Source organism: Streptomyces sp. NPDC002144 (assembly GCF_053593695.1).
The window spans coordinates 273913-294375 of the sequence record NZ_JBSFDB010000003.1; the positions used below are offsets into that span (position 1 = coordinate 273913).

General features: G+C 71.4%; 16 protein-coding genes. 7 read left to right on the forward strand and 9 right to left on the reverse strand.

The genetic code is table 11. The features are described from left to right. Window positions 1-34: 34 nt before the first annotated feature. From ACWCQ1_RS06235 to rpsA, 4 genes are all read right to left on the reverse strand, one after another. Window positions 35-421 carry a tetratricopeptide repeat protein gene (locus tag ACWCQ1_RS06235; RefSeq protein WP_133042746.1) on the reverse strand — a complete coding sequence of 129 codons (387 nt, stop codon included), beginning with the start codon at window positions 419-421 and terminating at the stop codon, window positions 35-37. 50 nt (window positions 422-471) lie between these two features. Continuing rightward, complete coding sequence (gene coaE / locus ACWCQ1_RS06240) at window positions 472-1101, reverse strand: dephospho-CoA kinase (RefSeq protein ID WP_451025956.1); 630 nt, start codon at window positions 1099-1101, stop codon at window positions 472-474. A 45-nt stretch (window positions 1102-1146) separates the two neighbouring features. Continuing rightward, window positions 1147-2085: a PAC2 family protein gene (locus ACWCQ1_RS06245; protein WP_133042748.1), complete on the reverse strand. Its 939-nt coding sequence runs from the start codon at window positions 2083-2085 to the stop codon at window positions 1147-1149. 143 nt (window positions 2086-2228) lie between these two features. Then, complete coding sequence (gene rpsA / locus ACWCQ1_RS06250) at window positions 2229-3725, reverse strand: 30S ribosomal protein S1 (protein WP_133042749.1); 1497 nt, start codon at window positions 3723-3725, stop codon at window positions 2229-2231. 374 nt (window positions 3726-4099) lie between these two features. Here rpsA and ACWCQ1_RS06255 point away from each other — a divergent pair, with 374 nt between their 5' ends. Both ACWCQ1_RS06255 and hrpB read left to right on the forward strand, forming a co-directional pair. After that, window positions 4100-4924, forward strand: a complete 825-nt coding sequence (locus tag ACWCQ1_RS06255) for a class I SAM-dependent methyltransferase (protein ID WP_451026018.1) — start codon at window positions 4100-4102, stop codon at window positions 4922-4924. Between the two features lie 70 nt (window positions 4925-4994). Continuing rightward, window positions 4995-7511 (forward strand): ATP-dependent helicase HrpB, encoded by a 2517-nt coding sequence (hrpB, locus tag ACWCQ1_RS06260; RefSeq protein ID WP_451025957.1) that lies wholly within the window; start codon window positions 4995-4997, stop codon window positions 7509-7511. On the opposite strand, the gene ACWCQ1_RS06265 is transcribed toward hrpB, so the two are convergent. The 3 genes from ACWCQ1_RS06265 to ACWCQ1_RS06275 all read right to left on the reverse strand — a co-directional run bounded on the left by ACWCQ1_RS06265 (window position 7501) and on the right by ACWCQ1_RS06275 (window position 10502). Beyond that, on the reverse strand, window positions 7501-8493 hold the full coding sequence (locus tag ACWCQ1_RS06265; RefSeq protein ID WP_451025958.1) for a DUF3068 domain-containing protein: 993 nt from the start codon (window positions 8491-8493) through the stop codon (window positions 7501-7503). The genes hrpB and ACWCQ1_RS06265 overlap by 11 nt on opposite strands. Window positions 8494-8514: 21 nt before the next feature. Continuing rightward, entirely contained in the window at window positions 8515-8649 is a 135-nt protein-coding gene (locus ACWCQ1_RS06270; RefSeq protein ID WP_107416174.1) for an SPW_0924 family protein, read from the reverse strand. Window positions 8650-8786: 137 nt separating this feature from the next. Further along, window positions 8787-10502, reverse strand: a complete 1716-nt coding sequence (locus ACWCQ1_RS06275) for a lytic murein transglycosylase (protein ID WP_451025959.1) — start codon at window positions 10500-10502, stop codon at window positions 8787-8789. Window positions 10503-10746: 244 nt separating this feature from the next. Between ACWCQ1_RS06275 and ACWCQ1_RS06280 the strand changes: the two genes are divergently transcribed. Beyond that, window positions 10747-11604, forward strand: coding sequence for a DUF4184 family protein (locus tag ACWCQ1_RS06280; protein WP_451025960.1), 858 nt, complete (start codon window positions 10747-10749; stop codon window positions 11602-11604). A 347-nt stretch (window positions 11605-11951) separates the two neighbouring features. Here the strand turns inward: ACWCQ1_RS06280 and ACWCQ1_RS06285 are convergent, their stop codons facing one another. Together ACWCQ1_RS06285 and polA are read right to left on the reverse strand one after the other, a co-directional pair. Beyond that, complete coding sequence (locus tag ACWCQ1_RS06285; protein WP_451025961.1) at window positions 11952-12332, reverse strand: hypothetical protein; 381 nt, start codon at window positions 12330-12332, stop codon at window positions 11952-11954. Between the two features lie 131 nt (window positions 12333-12463). Further along, a complete protein-coding gene (gene polA / locus ACWCQ1_RS06290; RefSeq protein ID WP_358595026.1) occupies window positions 12464-15190 on the reverse strand; it encodes a DNA polymerase I in 2727 nt (908 codons plus the stop codon). Between the two features lie 196 nt (window positions 15191-15386). On the opposite strand from polA, the gene ACWCQ1_RS06295 reads away from it, so the two are divergent. The 4 genes from ACWCQ1_RS06295 to ACWCQ1_RS06310 all read left to right on the forward strand — a co-directional run bounded on the left by ACWCQ1_RS06295 (window position 15387) and on the right by ACWCQ1_RS06310 (window position 20412). Continuing rightward, complete coding sequence (locus tag ACWCQ1_RS06295; RefSeq protein ID WP_451025962.1) at window positions 15387-17666, forward strand: FdhF/YdeP family oxidoreductase; 2280 nt, start codon at window positions 15387-15389, stop codon at window positions 17664-17666. Between the two features lie 52 nt (window positions 17667-17718). Then, on the forward strand, window positions 17719-18207 hold the full coding sequence (locus ACWCQ1_RS06300; protein ID WP_133042757.1) for a hotdog fold thioesterase: 489 nt from the start codon (window positions 17719-17721) through the stop codon (window positions 18205-18207). A gap of 80 nt (window positions 18208-18287) precedes the next feature. After that, entirely contained in the window at window positions 18288-18962 is a 675-nt protein-coding gene (locus tag ACWCQ1_RS06305) for a hypothetical protein (RefSeq protein ID WP_358595032.1), read from the forward strand. 229 nt (window positions 18963-19191) lie between these two features. Next, window positions 19192-20412, forward strand: coding sequence for a branched-chain amino acid ABC transporter substrate-binding protein (locus ACWCQ1_RS06310; protein ID WP_133043082.1), 1221 nt, complete (start codon window positions 19192-19194; stop codon window positions 20410-20412). Window positions 20413-20463 lie beyond the last annotated feature (51 nt).

The following is a 20463-nucleotide window of genomic DNA, read 5'->3' on the forward strand; positions in this document are numbered from 1 at the left end:
GGCATGGTCCGCCGGGCGGGGCCTGCCGGCCGGCTCACGCCGGATCGTCGAAGCGGGCCGCCTTCAGGAACTGGGGGTTGGGGTCCAGGGCGGCCGCCAGACGGAAGTGGCGTTTGGCCTGCTCGCCCCGGCCCTGGCGCTCGTAGGTGCGGGCCAGCGCGAAGTGCGCGAACGCGTTGTCCGGCTCGCGCTCCAGGACGATGGTGAACTCCAGCTCCGCGGGCCGCAGTTGGGCGGCGGCGAAGAAGGCCCTCGCGCGCAGCAGCCGGGCGGCGGTGTTCTCGGGGTGGGCGGCGATCACCGGGTCGAGCAGCTTCACCGCGCCCCGCGGGTCCCGTGCGTTGAGCAACTGCTCGGCGGCACGGAAGTCGATGACATGCGTCTCCGGAGTACGTCCGGTCGAACCGCTGGTCTCGGGCACGGCACAGTCCTTCCCTCACTGGAGCGGTTCAACGCGCCGGAAGCGCCCCGCTATTCCTGGGGCTGCTGGGACGAGCCCCCCTGGGCACGGGCTCTTCGGACGAGGTCGGTCCACACGTCCTTCACCCGGCGCCGCAGTTCCTCGAGCGGTACGTCGTTGTCGATGACGATGTCCGCGATCTCCAGGCGTTTCTCCCGGCTTGCCTGGGCGGCCATGCGGGCCCGCGCGTCCTGCTCCGTCATGCCCCGCAGCCGTACCAGCCGGTCGAGCTGCGTCTCGGGACTGGCGTCGACGACGATCACGAGGTCGTACAGGGGGGCGAGGCCGTTCTCGGCGAGGAGCGGCACGTCGTGCACGACCACCGCGTCCTCGGCGGCGGCCTGCTCCAGCTCCCGGGAGCGGGCGCCGACCAGGGGATGCACGATCGAGTTCAGCACGGCGAGTCGGTCCGGGTCGGCGAAGACGATCGAGCCGAGCCCGGGCCGGTCGAGGCTGCCGTCGGCGGTGAGCACGTCCTCACCGAAGGCCTCGACGACCGCCGCCAGCCCGGGCGTCCCCGGTTCGACGACCTCGCGCGCGATGCGGTCCGCGTCGATCAGCACGGCGCCGCACTCGACGAGCAGCCGCGACACCTCGCTCTTACCGGCACCGATGCCCCCGGTCAGGCCGACTTTCACCATGACCGAGAGCTTACGGCCCGCCACTGACCACGCACCCCGCAGGTGTCAGTTGTCGCCCTCGCGCTCCGCCAGGAACTTCTCGAACTCCCGCCCGATCTCGTCCGCCGACGGGATGTCGACGGGCTCGGCGAGCATGTTGCCCCTGCTCTCGGCGCCCGCGACCGCGTCGTACTGGTTCTCCAGGCCGGTGACGAGGGAGGTGAGCTCCTCGTCGCCCTCCTGGACCTGGCGGTCGATCTCGGTCTGGGTGCGGTGCGCGTCCGTGCGCAGCGCGTGCGCGATGCCGGGCAGCACCAGCCCGGTGGCGGCCGTGACGGCCTCCAGCACGGTCAGCGCCGCGTCCGGGTAGGGAGAGCGGGCGATGTAGTGGGGCACGTGCGCGGCGACGCCCAGGACGTCGTGGCCGGCCTCCATCAGCCGGTACTCGACCAGCGCCTCGGCGCTGCCGGGTACCTGCGCCTCGTCGAAGGGGCTGCGGTGGCCCGGGACCAGGTCGGTGCGGTTGCCGTGCGGGGTCAGGCCCACGGGGCGGGTGTGCGGGACGCCCATGGGAATGCCGTGGAAGTTCACGGACAGGCGCACGCCGAGCCGCTCCACGATCTGCTGGACGGCCGCGGCGAAGCGCTCCCACTCCACGTCCGGCTCGGGCCCGGACAGCAGCAGGAAGGGCGCTCCGGTGGCGTCCTGCACGAGCCGCACGTCGATGGTGGGCTCCTCGTAGTCGGTCCACCGGTCGCGCTGGAAGGTCAGCAGCGGGCGGCGGGCACGGTAGTCCACGAGCCGGTCGTGGTCGAAGCGGGCGACGACCTGGTGGGGCAGCGAGTCGAGCAGCCGGTCGACGATCTGGTCTCCGGTCTCACCCGCGTCTATGTATCCGTCGAAGTGGTAGAGCATGACAAGGCCGGCCGACTCCTGGGCGAGCGCCATGTCGACAACGGCGAGGCCCTTCGGCTCCCATGCGTACAAACCCTGCGGATCAAGCACTGTGACCGCTCCTCCTCGTGTTCATACGCTTCAACGCCCCCTGGACCAGGGACATTCCCACCGGGGCCGGTTCCTTGAACACGCTGAGGGGCCGTACCTCGAAAGGTACGGCCCCTCAGTCAGGAGCTACTGCTCAGTGGGCGTCAGCTCTGCCCACCCGCCAGCTTCTCGCGCAGAGCGGCGAGCGCCTCGTCCGAGGCCAGCGCGCCGGAGTTGTCCGGGCCCTCGGAGGAGTACGAACCGCCACCCGCGGCCGGAGCCGCACCCGCGGTGTCGCCGCCCTCGGCGGCAGCGGCGGCGTCGGCCTCGCGGCTCTTGATGACCTGCTGCTGGTGCTGCTCGAAGCGCTGCTGCGCCTCGGCGTACTGGGTCTCCCACGCCTCGCGCTGGGTCTCGTAGCCCTCGAGCCAGTCGTTGGTCTCGGGGTCGAAGCCCTCGGGGTAGATGTAGTTGCCCTGGTCGTCGTAGGACGCGGCCATGCCGTACAGGGTCGGGTCGAACTCGACCGAGGCCGGGTCGGCACCGAAGGACTCGTTGGCCTGCTTCAGCGAGAGGCTGATGCGGCGGCGCTCGAGGTCGATGTCGATGACCTTGACGAAGATCTCGTCGTTGACCTGGACGACCTGCTCCGGGATCTCCACGTGGCGCTCGGCCAGCTCGGAGATGTGGACCAGACCCTCGATGCCCTCGTCGACGCGGACGAACGCACCGAACGGAACCAGCTTGGTGACCTTGCCGGGCACGACCTGACCGATCTGGTGCGTGCGGGCGAACTGCTGCCACGGGTCTTCCTGGGTCGCCTTCAGCGACAGGGATACGCGCTCGCGGTCCATGTCGACGTCGAGGACCTCGACCGTGACCTCCTGGCCGACCTCGACGACCTCGGAGGGGTGGTCGATGTGCTTCCAGGACAGCTCGGAGACGTGGACCAGACCGTCGACGCCACCCAGGTCCACGAAGGCACCGAAGTTGACGATCGAGGAGACCACACCGGAGCGGACCTGACCCTTCTGCAGGGTCGTGAGGAACGTCTGGCGGACCTCGGACTGGGTCTGCTCCAGCCAGGCGCGGCGGGACAGGACCACGTTGTTGCGGTTCTTGTCCAGCTCGATGATCTTCGCCTCGAGCTCCTTGCCCACGTAGGGCTGGAGGTCGCGGACGCGGCGCATCTCGACCAGGGAGGCCGGGAGGAAGCCACGGAGGCCGATGTCGAGGATGAGACCACCCTTGACGACCTCGATGACGGTACCGGTGACGATGCCGTCCTCTTCCTTGATCTTCTCGATGGTGCCCCAGGCACGCTCGTACTGGGCGCGCTTCTTCGAGAGGATCAGGCGGCCTTCCTTGTCCTCCTTCTGGAGGACCAGGGCCTCGATCTCGTCGCCGACGGCGACGACCTCGTTCGGGTCGACGTCGTGCTTGATCGAGAGCTCGCGGCTCGGGATGACACCTTCGGTCTTGTAACCGATGTCGAGCAGGACCTCGTCCCGGTCGACCTTCACGATGACGCCGTCGACGATGTCGCCGTCGTTGAAGTACTTGATCGTCTCGTCGATCGCTGCGAGGAAGGCTTCCTCGTTACCGATGTCGTTGACCGCTACCTGCGGGGTGGTGGCGGTGGTCTCGGTGCTGCTCGTCATGTGGGAAAGGGCTCCGGTACGGACATTGAAGTCGTAGGTACTGCTTACGCCGGGAGCCCGTTTCGCTCTGAAGAAGCCGGACAGCCAAGGAAGCGCCACACAAAACCACTGGTGGCGCCTCGAGAACCGAGGGGACATACAACAGATGCGAGCGCAGCCTGCTACGTCTGAGGTGCGCAGGCCCGCAGCGCAACTTGTAGCATACGGGGGCGGCCAGGCAGGGTCAATGCGCGAAGGCGCACACCCGGGGCGGATCGCCCCATACCCGGCACAAGAACTGTCTCGCGAGGCCACGCAGGCCTGCGACACCCCTTCCGTGACACCCGTGGGCGCCGGTCGGTGGGAAGAGCCCGCAGACTAATACGAGGGAGCCGATCATCCAAGAGCCCGTTTCTTCCGAGACCGAGTTCGAGCCGGAGGCCACCCGGCGCGCGGCCGACGTCAGTGAGAGCGCCCGGGCCAACCGGGGCTGGTGGGACCGGAACGCGGACGAGTACCAGGTCGAGCACGGCACGTTCCTCGGCGACGACCGGTTCGTGTGGGGTCCCGAGGGGCTGGACGAGGTGGAGGCCGAGCTGCTCGGCCCGCCGGAGGACCTCAAGGGCAGGGACGTGCTGGAGATCGGTGCCGGCGCGGCGCAGTGCTCACGCTGGCTCGCCGCGCAGGGGGCGCGTCCGGTCGCCCTCGACATCTCCCACCGCCAGCTCCAGCACGCCCTGCGCATCGGTGGCTCGTTCCCGCTGGTGTGCGCCGACGCGGGCGCCCTTCCCTTCGCCGACGGCTCCTTCGACCTGGCGTGCTCGGCCTACGGGGCGCTGCCGTTCGTGGCCGATCCGGTGCTGGTCCTGAGGGAGGTGCGGCGGGTGCTGCGCCCGGGCGGGCGGTTCGTCTTCTCGGTCACGCATCCCGTTCGCTGGGCGTTCCCGGACGAGCCGGGCCCGGAGGGGCTGAGCGTCTCGTCCTCGTACTTCGACCGGACTCCGTACGTCGAGCAGGACGAGGAGGGCCGCGCGGTCTACGTGGAGCACCACCGGACGATCGGCGACCGGGTGCGGGACGTGGTGGCCGGCGGCTTCCGGCTGGTCGACCTGGTCGAGCCGGAGTGGCCGGCCTGGAACACCTCGGAGTGGGGCGGCTGGTCACCGCTGCGCGGGAACCTGATCCCGGGCACGGCGATCTTCGTCTGCGAGCGGGACTGACGGAACAGCGGGACTGACGGGACGCACGCGCGCGTGCCGGCGTTTCCGGGAGCCGTACGACACTGGGGGCGTGATCCGTTACGACGCCCTGGACGCGCTGCCGGTGCACAGCGCCCTGCCCGCCCTGCGTGACGCCCTGGACGGGCACGGCACGGCGGTGCTGGTGGCGCCTCCCGGCACCGGCAAGACGACCCTCGTACCGCTCGCGCTCGCCGGGCTGCTCGGGGACGGGCCCGCGCGCCGGGTCGTCGTGGCCGAACCGCGCCGGATCGCCGCCCGGGCCGCAGCCCGGCGGATGGCGTGGCTGCTGGGCGAGAAGCTGGGCGAGAGCGTCGGTTACACCGTGCGCGGCGAGCGGGTCGTCGGCCGGCACGCGCGCGTGGAGGTCGTGACGACCGGGGTGCTGCTGCAGCGGCTGCAGCGGGACCAGGAGCTGGCCGGCGTGGACGTGGTCGTGCTCGACGAGTGCCATGAGCGGCATCTGGACGCGGACACCACGGCCGCGTTCCTGTGGGACGTGCGGGAGACGCTGCGGCCCGAGCTGCGGCTGGTGGCCGCGTCGGCGACGACGGACGCGGAGGGGTGGGCGCGGCTGCTGGGCGACGCGCCCGTGGTCGAGGCCGCCGGCACCGCGCACCCGGTGGAGGTGGTGTGGTCGCCGCCGGCCCGTCCGGTACGGCCGCCGCACGGTATGCGGGTGGATCCCGCGCTGCTGGCGCATGTGGCGTCCACGGTGCGGCGGGCGTTGCGGGAGCGGGACGGGGACGTGCTGTGCTTCCTGCCGGGCGTGGGCGAGATCGCGCGCGTGGCGGGTCGGTTGGGGGATCTCGGCGGTGTCGAGGTGCTCCAGGTGCACGGGCGGGCCCCGGCGGCCGTGCAGGACGCGGTGCTGGTGCCGGGCGAACGGCGCCGGGTGGTGCTGGCGACCTCGGTCGCGGAGTCCTCCCTGACGGTGCCCGGGGCGCGGGTGGTCGTCGACTCGGGGCTGGCGCGGGAGCCCCGCGTGGACCACGCGCGCGGGCTGAGCGCGCTGACGACGGTACGGGCCTCGCAGGCGGCCGGGCGACAGCGGGCGGGGCGGGCCGGGCGTGAGGCGCCGGGGACGGTGTACCGGTGCTGGACGGAGGCGGAGGACGCGCGTCTGCCGCGTTTCCCGGCGCCGGAGATCAAGGTGGCCGATCTGACGGCCTTCGCGCTCCAGGCGGCGTGCTGGGGCGACCCGGACGCGTCCGGACTGGCCTTGCTGGATCCGCCGCCGGGCGGGGCGATGGCGGCGGCACGGGCGGTACTGACGGCGGTCGGCGCGGTCGACGGCGACGGCCGGGCCACGGAGCGGGGCGTGGTGCTGGCCCGGCTGGGGGTTCATCCGCGGCTGGGTCGGGCGACGCTGGACACCTCCGGCGAGGGTGCCGAGGCGGTGGCCCTGCTGTCGGAGGAGCCACCGCGGGAGTACGGCGACGATCTGGCGACCGCGCTGCGAACGGCTCGGCGCGGGAGCGACGCGTATGCCGGAAGGTGGCGTGCGGAAGCGCGCAGACTGCGAGCCCTGACGAGCGGCCTCACCCGCCCGACGCGGCCCGACGAGGAAGCCACACCCGCCCCTTCGGGCGACGCCTCCGACTCGCTCGTCGGTGCTGTCGCCGCTCTCGCGTTTCCCGAGCGGGTCGCGAAGGCCGACGGGGGGTCGTATCTGATGGCGTCGGGAACGCGGGCCGAGCTCGGCGAGGGCAGTCCTCTGCGGGGTGCGCCCTGGATCGCCGTCGCGGTCGCCGATCGGCCCGTCGGCAAGGGGCACGCGCGGGTGCGGCTCGCCGCCGTGATCGACGAGGAGGTGGCCCGGCGCGCCGCCGCTCCTCTGTACTCCGAGGCCGAGGAGGTCCACTGGGCCGACGGGGACGTCGTGGCCCGGCGCGTCGAGCGGCTGGGGGCGATCGAGCTGGCGGTGCGGCCGCTCAGGGACGCCGACCCCGTCCTGGTACGCGAGGCGCTCGTGGAAGGGCTGCGGCAGGAAGGGCTCGGCCTGTTGCGGTGGTCGCCCGCCGCCGTCGTACTGCGGCAGCGGCTCGCCTTTCTGCACCTGCACCTCGGGCAGCCCTGGCCCGACGTGTCCGACGACGCGCTGCACGCGCGCGTGGACGAGTGGCTGGAGCCGGAGTTGGGGCGGGCCCGGCGCCGGGTCGACCTCGCTCGGATCGACGCGGGCCAGGGGCTGGGCCGTCTGCTGCCCTGGGCCTCGGGAGAGGCGGGGCGGCTGGACGAGCTGGCGCCCGAGCGGATCACCGTACCGAGCGGGTCCGGAATCCGGATCGACTACTCCGACCCGGAACGGCCCGTGCTCGCCGTGAAGTTGCAGGAGATGTTCGGACTGCACGAGTCGCCGGCGATCGCGGGGGTGCCGTTGCAGGTGCATCTGCTCTCCCCCGCCGGCCGGCCCGCCGCCGTCACCTCCGACCTCGCCTCCTTCTGGAGGGACGGTTACAAGGGGGTGCGTGCGGAGCTGCGCGGCCGGTATCCGAAGCATCCGTGGCCCGAGGACCCCGCCTCCGCCGAGCCGACCCGGCACACCAACGCGCGCCTCAGGCGCTGACCGGTTCCGGTGCCTGCGCCGTGGCCGGTTCCGGGTCGCCCGGGCGGCGGCTGCGGGCCTCCAGCCACAGGGCGAGGGCGAGCAGCAGGGTGCCGAGGACGAGGAAGCCCCAGGGCAGGTACGACGTCATCAGCAGGACGAGGGTGCGGTTCGACTTGACCAGAGCGACGGTGTGCCTGATGTAGTCCTCGCGCATCTTCACGTGCCCGGCGAAGGCGGTCACCTTGTCCCGGCCGCCGAGCAGGGTGCCGCCGCGCAGCTCCTCCTTGTGGATCTCCTCGCCGTAGACGGGGGCGCCGGTGACCGGCTCGACCCAGAACCTGCGGACCGTGGTGTACCAGCGGGTGGTGCCGGTCTTTGCGACGGACTGGGGGGTGATGCCCTTGACCGGCATCACCTTGGGGAACCTCACCTGGGTCCAGGGAACGGTCTGCTCGAAGTAGTAGACCTTCAGGCCGCGGAAGTCCTGGGTGCCCTTGTAGTGGATGGGGTTGGTGGTGCGGGTCTGGGCGTCGAAGTACTCGTAGTCCCGTTTCTGCGTCAGGAACGGGAACTTGAACTCGATGCCGGTCCGCTTCACCGGGTCGCCGTCGACCATCTCGCCGGTCGCGTGGACCGGGGCCTGGCTGTGGGCGTCGAAAATGTAGCGCTCGGGGATCTGGGAGACCATCTTGCCGTCGGGTCCCTGTACATAGGACAGGCCGTCCCAGACGACGACGTCCCGCCCTGCCGTCCGGTCGATCCGCTTGGCGGCCGCCACATCGCCCTTGAGGGTCTGCACGATGGTGACCTTGGGGACGGTGCGCGCCTTCATGGTGCCGTAGTCGAGCAGTGTCGCGTTCCTCGCCTCCAGCACCACGGCCTGGTACTGGTTGGCCGGGATCTTGGCCAGGCGCGGGAAGGCGTACCAGCGCAGCAGTGGGGACAGGGCCGCGAAGAACACGGCGAAGGCGAGCAGGACCAGACTGGCCTTGCGGCGCATCTCGGCCTCCCGGGCGGACGGCTACGGGTGTGCGGGCACCGTCGTCAGCAGCGGTTTGGGGGACGTCTTTCCCGTCGGCGTCCCCATCGCGGTGATCGTGAGGACCAGCGCGAACGCGACGGCGAGACCGGTCGCGGCGGCGATCAGGGCGCGCATGCCTGCCTCCCGACGGACGGAACTGATACATCGTCAGGTCCGGCACCGTAGCAACGGGTGGCCGAGATGAGAACACGTTGCACACACAACGACGGCGCCCCCTCCGCGAGGGGACGCCGTCGTGATCGTACGAAGGGCTACGCGCTCGGGCTCGCGGACGGGCTCGGCGAGGGGCTCGCCGAGGAGTCGGCCGCGGCCACGTTCAGCTGGACGTTGAGCGTCGCGCCGCCGGCGGTGGTGATGCGCAGGATGAAGGTGCCGGTGGTGTCGTCGGAGTACAGCTGCGGCAGCTTCAGCAGACCGTTGGCATCCGTCTGAAGGCCCGTCAGGGTGCGCACCGTCTTGCCGTCGGCGTCCTTGAAGTAGGGGCCCTTGTCGTCCTCGGTCGGGTCGAGCACCGACTTGATGAGGGTGGCGGTGACACCGACCTTGTCGGCGACGGCGCCCTTGTAGGTGGCCTTCACCTCGACCTGGTCGGCGAACTGGCCGCCCGGGGTGCAGGTCAGCGCGGTGTCGCTGGTGCGGACGAGGGTGTCGGCGACGCGCTCGGTGACGCTCGCCTTGTAGTCGACGCCGGTGACCGCGCGGCCCACGACGGTGGCCCGGACGGTGAAGTCGCCCGTCGTCTCGCCCGCCTGGAGGGCGGGTGCGACGGCCACGCCGGAGTTGTTGGTGACGACCGTGGCGACCTTCTCGCCGCCGGTGAAGGCGGAGTCGGTCGTGCCGACGACGGTGAAGCGGACGCGGACCTTGGCGACGGCCTTGCCGGCCTTGGTCACGGCCTTGGTGCTGATCTTCTGGGTGAAGGCGTCCCCCGCCATCGCGGTGAGCTTCGCGGTGCCGGCGTCCGCCAGCCGGTCCACCGTGTCGGTGGGGGTGGGTGACGGGCCGGAGGGTGTGGACGGCTTGCTCGGGCCGGTACTGCCGCCCGGCGTACTTGGGGGCGTGCTCGGCGTCGACTTGCCCGGCTTGGAGGGCGGGGTCTTGGAGCCGGACGGCTTCTTGTCGTCGCTGCTGTGCGACGGGAGCGTGCCCGTGCCGTCCGGGATCTCGTGGGTGCCCTTGCGGTAGTACTCCAGCCACGACAGGACCAGGTTCAGGTAGTCCTGGGAGCCGTTGTAGCTGAGGATCGCGCTGTTGAGGTTCGACTGCTGGGACAGGTCCCAGTTGTTGCGGCACAGGTAGTGCGCGGCGGCGAGGGCGGCGTCGTAGACGTTGTTGGGGTCCTTGAGACCGTCGCCGTTGCCGTCCCGGCCCGCCCATGCCCAGGTCGAGGGGATGAACTGCATGGGACCGACGGCCTGGTCGTACTGGCTGTTGCCGTCGTACTTGCCGCCGTCGGTGTCCTTGATCAGCGCGAAGCCGTTGCCGTCGAGCTGCGGGCCGAGGATCGGGGTGATGGTGGTGCCGTCGGCCGTGACCTCGCCGCCGCGGGCCTGGCCCGACTCGACCTTGCCGATGGCGGCGAGCAGTTGCCAGGGCAGGTTGCAGCCGGGCTTGGCCTCCTTGAGGGCCTGCTCGGCCTTCTTGTAGGCGTCCAGGACGGTCGCCGGGATGCCGGCCTCCGCCGGGCCCTGCGCGACCGGGGTGCCGCCGGCGCTAGGCGAGGCGCTGGGGCTGGGGTTGGGGCTGTCGAGCGGCGGCAGGTCGGTGTAGTACCGCGAGTTTCCGGTGGCGGTGCCGCTGTCGGCGGTCGCTTCAGGGGTCGGCTGCGCGTCCGCGGCGGTCTGTCTGCCGTGGTCGTCGACCGGCACTCCCGGAGCCTGGGACGCGGACAGTGCCGCCACCGCGACCGCTGCCACGGCCGTGGTCGCCGCACCCTTTGCCAGCCGCCTGCCGAATTGCGCCGCCATAGAGTGAACCCCTCCCGTGGACGCCCGAGCGCCCGTCTTTTGTCTGTGTCCTCGCCCTGTTGTGACGAGCGACCCACGGTGCTGGTTGCCCGCTCCGGGCTGTGACCCAGGCGACCCTACGACAACTTGCTTTCCAGGTGCACCCGTTCGTGCCCGGTTTTCACCAGTTGGTCATGTGCGGTTTGACCGGAACGGAGCCCGCATACTGGACCCTTCCGATCAACGTCGCCGCCGAGGAGGCCCGTTGCCGTTCACCCTGAGCCATGCGGCGGCGGTTCTGCCCGCAGTGCGCGCCGACGGAAGCGGGCGGGGACGACTGGTTCCGGCCGTTCTCGTGGCCGGTTCCTTCGCGCCCGACATGCCCTACTTCGCGGCGAGTGTCGTTTCCGGCGGGATGGAGTTCGGGACGGTCACCCATTCCCTGCCCGGTGTCCTCACCGTCGACGTGCTGATCTCCTGGGCGTTGGTGGGGCTCTGGCTGCTGGTGCGCGAACCCCTGGTGGCGCTGCTGCCCCGGGCCCGGCAACCGCGCCCGGCCGCGCTGCTGCGCTGCGGGGCGCCACGCGCGCGGGTACGGCCGTCGGTGGTGGCCCGGTGGTACGGGTCGGCGGCGCTGGGCGCGCTGACGCATGTCGTGTGGGACGGGTTCACCCATCACGACCGGTTCGGCACACGGCTGTTCCCCGCGCTGAACGATGTGGTCGCGGGCTTTCCCCTGTTCTGGTACCTGCAGTACGGCTCTTCCGCGCTCGCCATGGTGGTGATCACCGGGTGGCTGGTCCGGGCGCTGCGACGGGCACCCGCGGCTCCGGCCCCGTCCGCGATTCCCGTGCTGTCGGCGCGGGACCGGTGGTGGGCCCTCGTGGTCGTCGGCGGGTGCGCCGGGGTCGGGGCGGTGGAGCGGGCGGCACGCTGGTGGGCGTACTGGGGGTCCACGGCGAAGCCCTGGGAACTGATCCCGGCGGTCTGCTTCGGAGCGGGCGCGGGCCTGGTACCGGGCCTGCTGCTGTACGCCGTCGGCGTGCGGGTCTGGCGCCCGCCCCAACAACTCGGCGAACCGGAGCACGCCAGCGCGGAGTCGGGCCGTCCGGCCGGTCGGTGAGGGGTCGGGCGGGGCGCTCCGGTCGGCCGGCGGCGTCCCGGGGGTGCCGCGCCGATCGACACGGCCCGGACCTCGCTCGCGCCCGGCCGCCCGCGGAAACGAGCCGGCGTCCAGTCCGGCGGTGCGTGGCTCAGCGCCGGGTCGGGCCGTCCGGCCTGTCGGTGAGAGGTCGGGCGGGGCGCTCCGGTCGGCCGGCGGCGTCACGGGGGGTGCCGCGCCGATCCACACGGCCCGGACCTCGCTCGCGCCCGGCCGCCCGCACGGCCCGGGCCTCGCTCGCCGCCCTGCAGCCCGGCCGCCCGGCAGCCTGCGGAACCGATCCGTTGTCCGAGCCGGTGGTGCGTGGCTCAGCGTCGGGGCGGGCCGTCCGGGCGGTTGGTGAGGGGGCCCGCTGTCACGATGAACACAGGGAAGGTGCGGGCGTGGCGGCCGCGGCGGAGGAGGCGGACGGCGGCGTGCCGGGCGCGGACGGCGCATCCGGCCGCGTAACTGCGGCCCAGGCCGGCCCACAGGCGCCACAGGGGCGGTTCGCCGGGGGTGGTGAGCCTGCGGCGGAGGCCGGCGGCGGTGCGGTGTGCCGTGCGGCGCAGGGTCGTGACCAGGTCGGCGGGGATGCGGGCGGTGCTCGCGGTGGCGGCGTGGGCCGGCACCGGGGCGGGGGGCACGACGGGCACCGGTGCGGCACCCTGCGCTCCCGCCGGGCGGCGGTGGAGCATGCGTATACCCATGCCCGCATCCTTACGGGACCCGGGGGCGGGGGGCGTGCTGACGGGGGCCACGTGAGTGACCGGGCCGTGAGCCGGGGGGCTCGTCGCGGTACGACCTCGCGGCGACGAACCCCCTGCTCGGCCGCCGCAGGCTAGTGCGCCGCCGACTCCCAGTCCGGGCCCGAGCCCACCGAGACGCCCAGCGGGACGTTCAGGTGGACGGCGTCGGACATCTCGCGGCGGACGATCTCCTCCGTGGCCGCGCGCTCGCCGGGGGCGATCTCGAGGACGATTTCGTCGTGGACCTGCAGCAGCATGCGGGACTTCAGGCCGGCCTCGCGCAGCGCGTCGTCCACCTTCAGCATGGCGATCTTGACGATGTCCGCCGCCGTGCCCTGGATCGGCGCGTTGAGGGCCATCCGCTCGGCGGCCTCACGGCGCTGCCGGTTGTCGCTGTTGAGGTCGGGCAGATAGCGACGGCGGCCGAAGAGGGTCGCCGTGTATCCCGTCGCCCGCGCCTCGTCGACCGCCCGGCGCAAATAGTCCCGTACGCCGCCGAAGCGCTCGAAGTACGCGTCCATCAGGGCCCGCGCCTCACCCGCGTCGATGTTCAGCTGCTGGGACAGGCCGAAGGCCGACAGCCCGTACGCCAGGCCGTACGACATCGCCTTGATCTTGCGGCGCATCTCCGCGTCGACCGCGCCGGGCTCGACGGCGAACACCTGTGAGGCGGCCGTGGTGTGCAGGTCCTCGCCGGAGGTGAACGCCTCGATGAGGCCCGCGTCCTCGGAGAGGTGCGCCATCACGCGCAGCTCGATCTGGCTGTAGTCGGCGGTCATCAGCGACTCGAAGCCGTCGCCGACCACGAAGCCGCGGCGGATCGCGCGGCCCTCGTCGGTGCGGACCGGGATGTTCTGCAGGTTCGGGTCGGTGGAGGACAGCCGGCCGGTCGCGGCGACGGTCTGGTTGAAGGTGGTGTGGATCCGGCCGTCCGTCGCGACGGTCTTGATCAGGCCCTCGACGGTGACCCGGAGCTTGGCCTGCTCGCGGTGGCGGAGCATGATCACCGGCAGCTCGTTGTCCGTCTGGGTGGCCAGCCAGGCCAGCGCGTCGGCGTCCGTGGTGTAGCCGGTCTTGGTCCGCTTCGTCTTCGGCAGGGCCAGCTCGCCGAAGAGGACCTCCTGGAGCTGCTTGGGAGAGCCGAGGTTGAACTCGTGCCCGGCCGCCGCGTGCGCCTCCTTCACCGCCTGCTGGACGGCTCCGGCGAACATCTGCTCCATGGCCTCCAGATGGGCCCGGTCGGCGGCGATGCCGTGCCGCTCCATCCGGGCCAGCAGGGCGGAGGTGGGCAGCTCCATGTCCCGCAGCAGGTCCGCGGCGCCGACCTCCTGGAGCCGGCCCTCGAAGGCCTCGCCCAGGTCGAGGACGGCACGGGCCTGGACCATCAGGGCCTCGGCCTCGGCGCCGTCGTCCGTGCCGAACGCCAGCTGGCCGTCGGCCGCCGCGGCGGGGGCCAGCTCGCGGTGCAGGTACTCGAGCGAGAGGGCGTCCAGGTCGAAGGAGCGGCGGCCCGGCTTGACCAGGTAGGCGGCGAGGGCGGTGTCCATGGAGACGCCGTCGACGCTCCAGCCGTGCTCGGCGAAGACGCGCATCGCGCCCTTGGCGTTGTGGAAGACCTTCGGCCTGCCGGCGTCGGCCAGCCACGCGGCGAAGGCCGTCTCGTCCGCCTCGTCCAGCTGGGAGGGGTCGAACCAGGCGGCCGGCCCCGCGGGCGCGGCGAGCGCGACCTCGGCCACCGAGCCGGTGCCGAGCGCCCAGGTGTCGACGGTGGCCACGCCGAGCGGGCCGGTGCCGTGCTCGGCGAGCCAGGGGGCGAGCTCTCCGGTGCCGAGGACCGTGCCGTCCAGCTCCACGCCGTCCGTCGTGATCGGGGTCGACTCGGCCTCCTCGGCGCCCGGGTCGACGGCGAACAGGCGCTCACGCAGGGAGGGGTTACGGATCTCCAGGGTGTCCAGGATCATCGCGACGGCCTTGCGGTCGTACGCGGGGCGCTCCAGGTCGGTGACCGCCTTGGGCAGCTGGACCTGCCGCTCCAGCTCGGTCAGCCGGCGGTTGAGCTTGACGGCCTCCAGGTGCTCGCGGAGGTTCTGGCCGGCCTTGCCCTTGACCTCGTCGACGCGCTCGACCAGCTCGGCGAAGGAGCCGAACTGGTTGATCCACTTCGCCGCCGTCTTCTCGCCGACCCCGGGGATGCCCGGCAGGTTGTCGGACGGGTCGCCGCGCAGGGCCGCGAAGTCGGGGTACTGGGCGGGCGTCAACCCGTACTTCTCGAAGACCTTCTCCGGGGTGAACCGGGTCAGCTCGGAGACGCCCTTCGTCGGGTACAGCACCGTGGTGTGCTCGGAGACCAGCTGGAAGGAGTCGCGGTCGCCGGTGACGATCAGCACCTCGAAGCCCTCGGCCTCGGCCTGGGTGGCGAGAGTGGCGATGACGTCGTCGGCCTCGAAGCCGTCGACGGCGAACCGGGAGACGTGCATCGCGTCCAGCAGCTCGCCGATCAGCTCGACCTGGCCCTTGAACTCGTCGGGGGTCTTGGAGCGGTTCGCCTTGTACTCCGTGAACTCCTCGGAGCGCCAGGTCTTGCGGGAGACGTCGAAGGCCACCGCGAAGTGCGTGGGTTCCTCGTCACGCAGGGTGTTGGCCAGCATCGACGCGAAGCCGTAGATCGCGTTCGTCGGCTGGCCCGTCGCCGTCGTGAAGTTCTCCGCGGGCAGCGCGAAGAACGCGCGGTACGCCAGCGAGTGCCCGTCCATGAGCATGAGGCGGGGGCGGTCGCCGCCGGGGGACGTCTCGGTCTTCTTCGATGCTGTCTCTGCCACGTCCCCGATCCTGCCACGCCCCACTGACAGTCGGCCGCCATCGACGGCCACCACATGGACGTTGTTGCCTCTTCCGCAACCATTGCTCAATGCGCAACCATTGCCGCGTCCTCGGCAAACCCGGCGGCCTCGTTGTCGCCGGTGCGTGCGAGGATCGGATGTGTAGGGCACGGGTGCCGGTGAAGGAGACTCAGCGATGGCAACGAAGCCGCCCAAGGGCGATCCGGTTCAGGACGCTCCGCAGGTCGCCGACCCGAAGCACGCCGCGGCCGGCCTGCCCGCCATCGGGCACACCCTGCGCATCGCCCAGCGGCAGATGGGCGTCAAGCGCACCGCGCTGACCCTGCTGCGGGTCAACCAGAAGGACGGCTTCGACTGCCCCGGCTGCGCCTGGCCGGAGCCGGAGCACCGGCACACGGCGGAGTTCTGCGAGAACGGCGCCAAGGCGGTGGCCGAGGAGGCCACCCTGCGCCGGGTCACCCCCGAGTTCTTCGCCGCCCACACCGTGGCCGACCTCGCGACCCGCAGCGGCTACTGGCTGGGCCAGCAGGGACGCCTCACACACCCCATGTACCTCCCCGAGGGAGGCGACCGCTACGAGCCGGTGAGCTGGGAGCGGGCCTTCGACATCATCGCCGAGGAGATCGCCCGGCTGTCCTCCCCGGACGAGGCCGTCTTCTACACCTCCGGACGCACCAGCAACGAAGCGGCCTTCCTCTACCAGCTGTTCGCCCGCGAGCTGGGCACCAACAACCTGCCCGACTGCTCGAACATGTGCCACGAGTCGTCCGGCTCGGCCCTGACGGAGACGATCGGCATCGGCAAGGGCAGCGTCCTGCTGGAGGACCTCTACAAGGCCGACCTGATCATCGTGGCCGGGCAGAACCCGGGCACGAACCACCCGCGCATGCTCTCCGCCCTGGAGAAGGCGAAGGCGGGCGGGGCGCGGATCATCAGCGTCAATCCGCTGCCCGAGGCGGGTCTGGAGCGGTTCAAGAACCCCCAGACCCCGCAGGGCATGCTCAGGGGAGCCGCCCTCACCGACCTGTTCCTGCAGATCCGCATCGGCGGCGACCAGGCCCTCTTCCGCCTCCTGAACAAGCTGATCCTCGAGACGGACGGCGCGGTCGACGAGGAGTTCGTGCGCGAACACACCCACGGCTACGAGGAGTTCGCCGCCGCTGCCAAGGCCGCCGACTGGGACGAGACGCTCGCCGCGACCGGCCTCACGCGCGCGGAGATCGAGAAGACCCTGGACATGGTGCTCGCCTCGAAGCGCACGATCGTGTGCTGGGCGATGGGCCTGACCCAGCACAAGCACTCCGTGCCGACCATCCGCGAGGTGGTCAACTTCCTGCTCCTGCGCGGCAACATCGGCCGCCCCGGCGCGGGCGTGTGCCCGGTGCGCGGCCACTCGAACGTGCAGGGCGACCGCACCATGGGCATCTTCGAGCGGCCCGCGCCCGCCTTCCTCGACGCCCTGGAGCGGGAGTTCGGCTTCGCGCCCCCGCGCGAGCACGGCTTCGACGTCGTACGGGCCATCCGCGCGCTGCGGGACGGCGAGGCGAAGGTGTTCTTCGCCATGGGCGGCAACTTCGTGGCCGCCACTCCCGACACCGAGGTCACGGAAGCCGCCATGCGCCGCGCCCGCCTCACCGTGCACGTGTCGACCAAGCTGAACCGCTCGCACGCCGTCACGGGCGCGCGTGCGCTGATCCTGCCTACCCTGGGCCGCACCGAGCGCGATCTGCAGGGCAGTGGCGAGCAGTTCGTGACCGTCGAGGACTCCATGGGCATGGTGCACGCCTCCCGCGGCCGCCTGGAGCCCGCGGGCCGGGAGCTGCTGTCCGAGCCGGCCATCGTCTGCCGGCTGGCCCGCCGCGTGCTGGGCGACAGCAGCGTGGTGCCGTGGGAGGAGTTCGAGAAGGACTACGCCACGATCCGCGACCGCATCGCGCGGGTGGTGCCCGGCTTCGAGGACTTCAACGCGCGCGTGGCCCGCCCCGGCGGCTTCGCCCTCCCGCACGCCCCTCGCGACGAGCGCCGCTTCCCGACGAAGACCGGCAAGGCCAACTTCACCGCGGCCCCCGTGGAGTACCCGGAGCTGCCCGAGGGCCGGCTGCTGCTGCAGACCCTGCGCTCGCACGACCAGTACAACACCACGATCTACGGCCTCGACGACCGCTACCGGGGCATCAGGAACGGCCGCCGGGTGGTGCTGGTCAACCCCGAGGACGCGCGGCGGCTGGGAGTGGCCGACGGGTCGTACGTCGACCTGGTGAGCGAGTGGAAGGACGGGGTGGAGCGGCGGGCGCCCGGTTTCCGGGTCGTGCACTACCCGACGGCACGGGGCTGCGCGGCCGCCTACTACCCCGAGACCAACGTCCTGGTCCCGCTGGACCACACCGCCGACACCAGCAACACCCCGGCCAGCAAGTCCGTCGTCGTACGTCTGGAACAATCGGCAACCGACTGAGCGTTTGCTCAGTCGGCTTGCACGACTGATCACGACGAACGGAGCCTGGCCCATGGGCGAGCAGCAGCACGTGACGTTCCCGCAGGAGGTCATCGACGAGTACGCGGCACTCGGCGTCGACCTCCCCGCGCTGTTCTCCGCCGGGCACCTCGGCACCCGGATGGGCGTCCAGATCGTCGAGGCCTCCGCCGACCGCGTCGTCGGCACGATGCCCGTCGAGGGCAACACCCAGCCCTACGGCCTGCTGCACGGCGGCGCGTCCGCCGTGCTCGCCGAGACACTGGGCTCGGTCGGCTCGATGCTGCACGCGGGCAGTTCCAAGCTCGCGGTCGGCGTCGACCTGAACTGCACCCACCACCGGGGCGTGCGCTCCGGCCTGGTCACCGGCGTGGCCACCCCGCTGCACCGGGGCCGCTCGACGGCCACGTACGAGATCGTGATCAGCGACGAGGAGGGCCGGCGGGTGTGCAGCGCCCGGCTGACCTGCCTGCTGCGGGACGTCCGCCCCGGCGACGGCGCACCCGTGGGCGCCACCGGCTGACCGCCGGTGCCGGCCGGTCGCCGTCGGCACCTTTCCCGGCCCACCCCGCTCACCTACCGTTTTCCCATGAGGCTGCGGTCATGAGCGGCACAGGGCCGGTCGAACCCGTCGGGCCGGCCGAGACGGGCGACGTCCACGACGTGATCGGCGCCGACGCGCCCCGCCTCGGCGATCGGGCACTCGACCGCTGGCGCGCCCTGTCACCGCGCGTCCGGGGAGCCGCCCTCGCCGCCGCCGCACTCACCGCGGCCGGGGCCGGCGCCGTGCTCCTGGCCCCCGGCGCCGGCCCCGACCGGGCCGTCCCGGCGGCCGCCCCGGTCCCCTTCCCGGCGAACGTCACCGGCTGGCACTACCTCGGCCCCGCCACGCCCCCGGGCCCCCGCAGCGGCCTGTTCCGCTTCGCGGTCCGCGTCGACAGCGGGCCGCCCGTCACCCTCTCCGTCGTCGACGCCGCCTTCGCCGGACTCGACGCACGGGTCACCCCGGAACCCGCCTTCACCGTCCCCGCGGGCACCACCCGCCGGGTCACGGTGAGGATTTCCGTGACCGACTGCTCCGGCCTCCCACTCGATGCGGACCTACCATTTCTTGACGTAACGCTCCGTAACACGCGCGCAATACAACACCACAGCTTCATCTTCGACGGCGCGTACTCCCAAGACCTTTCCGCAGTGCTTCACAAGGCCTGCGACCGCTCCCCCGCCCCGCTGCCCTCACGGCCAAGCGGAAGTGCAGGTTCTCAGAATGCGGACTGAACGGAAATTCCGCCAAAACGGCTGAGAGCCCCCTTCCCCCGACCCCTGTGTGCACCACGTCATAACAAGAAAGTCACAAGCCAGTGCACGGCGATGCTCATGCGTACAGACCGGGCTTAGAGTCACGGCCAGTCACCGCTCCATCGGGAGTTCGGTACATGCGCGGCACAAGACGCCCCCCACAGGGGCGGAGGTGCTGCGGAAAGGACTGATTGTGCGTAAGCGTTCCTTGGTGATTCTGACCTCCGTCCTGACCACCGGAGCTCTGACCCTCACCGCCTGCGGCTCCCGGGACAACGGCAACAAAAGCGGTGGCAGCAGCTCCGGCACCACGCTGACCATCGGCGTCGACGCGCCGCTGTCCGGTGAGAACTCCACCACTGGTCTGGGCATCCAGTACGGCGTCCAGATCGCCGTCGACGACGCCAACAAGAACAACTGGGTCCCGGGCGTCAAGTTCAAGGTCAAGGCCCTGGACGACAAGGCCCAGCCCGCCACCGGCCAGTCCAACGCCACGGCCCTGGTCGGCGACGCCTCCGTCGTCGGCGCCGTCGGCCCGCTGAACTCCGGCGTCGCCCAGTCCATGCAGCAGGTGTTCAACTCGGCCAACATGGTCGAGATCTCCCCCTCGAACACCAACCCGACCCTGACCCAGGGCAAGGACTGGCAGACGAACAAGTCGCGGCCGTACAAGACGTACTTCCGCACCGCGACCACGGACGCCCTGCAGGGCAGCTTCGCCGCCGACTACGCCTGGAACGGCCTCAAGAAGAAGAAGGCCTTCATCGTCGACGACAAGCAGACCTACGGCGCCGGCCTCGCCGGCATCTTCAACGGCGCGTTCAAGAAGCTGGGCGGCACCGTCGCCGGCACCGACCACGTCAACACCGGCGACACCGACTTCGGCTCCCTCGTCACCAAGATCAAGGCCTCCGGCGCCGACATGGTCTACTACGGCGGCCAGTACGACGAGTCCGAGAAGATCACGAAGCAGCTCAAGGGCGCCAAGGTCAACATCCCGCTCATGGGCGGCGACGGCATGTACGCCACCACCTACATCCAGACCGCCGGCAAGGCCGCCGAGGGTGACCTCGCCACCTCCGTCGGTGTCCCCGCGGACACCCTGCCGGCCGCGAAGAGCTTCATCGAGACCTACAAGTCCAAGGGCTACAAGGGCGACTACGGTGCCTACGGCGCCTACTCCTACGACGCCGCCACCGCCATCATCAAGGCCGTGAAGGCCGTCAAGGACGCCAACGGCGGCAAGCTGCCCGCCAGCGACGACCTGCGTTCCAAGGTCGTCGACGCCGTCCAGAAGTCCAGCTTCGACGGCATCACCGGCAAGGTCTCCTTCGACCAGTACGGCGACACCACGAACAAGCAGCTGACCGTGTACCAGGTCAAGGGCGGCAAGTGGGTCGCCGTGAAGACCGGCACGTTCAACGGCTGATCTTCAGCGGCTGACCCCAGCCCCGGAAACACCGCACCACGGGCCGCGCGG

Coding starts and splice junctions, on each gene's coding strand:
- ACWCQ1_RS06305 (WP_358595032.1), top strand. CDS start 18,288: ATGAGCGGCACAGGGCCGGTCGAACCCGTCGGGCCGGCCGAGACGGGC.
- ACWCQ1_RS06265 (WP_451025958.1), bottom strand. CDS start 8,493: ATGCGCCGCAAGGCCAGTCTGGTCCTGCTCGCCTTCGCCGTGTTCTTC.
- ACWCQ1_RS06295 (WP_451025962.1), top strand. CDS start 15,387: ATGGCAACGAAGCCGCCCAAGGGCGATCCGGTTCAGGACGCTCCGCAG.
- rpsA (WP_133042749.1), bottom strand. CDS start 3,725: ATGACGAGCAGCACCGAGACCACCGCCACCACCCCGCAGGTAGCGGTC.
- ACWCQ1_RS06270 (WP_107416174.1), bottom strand. CDS start 8,649: ATGCGCGCCCTGATCGCCGCCGCGACCGGTCTCGCCGTCGCGTTCGCG.
- ACWCQ1_RS06285 (WP_451025961.1), bottom strand. CDS start 12,332: ATGGGTATACGCATGCTCCACCGCCGCCCGGCGGGAGCGCAGGGTGCC.
- ACWCQ1_RS06275 (WP_451025959.1), bottom strand. CDS start 10,502: ATGGCGGCGCAATTCGGCAGGCGGCTGGCAAAGGGTGCGGCGACCACG.
- coaE (WP_451025956.1), bottom strand. CDS start 1,101: ATGGTGAAAGTCGGCCTGACCGGGGGCATCGGTGCCGGTAAGAGCGAG.
- ACWCQ1_RS06300 (WP_133042757.1), top strand. CDS start 17,719: ATGGGCGAGCAGCAGCACGTGACGTTCCCGCAGGAGGTCATCGACGAG.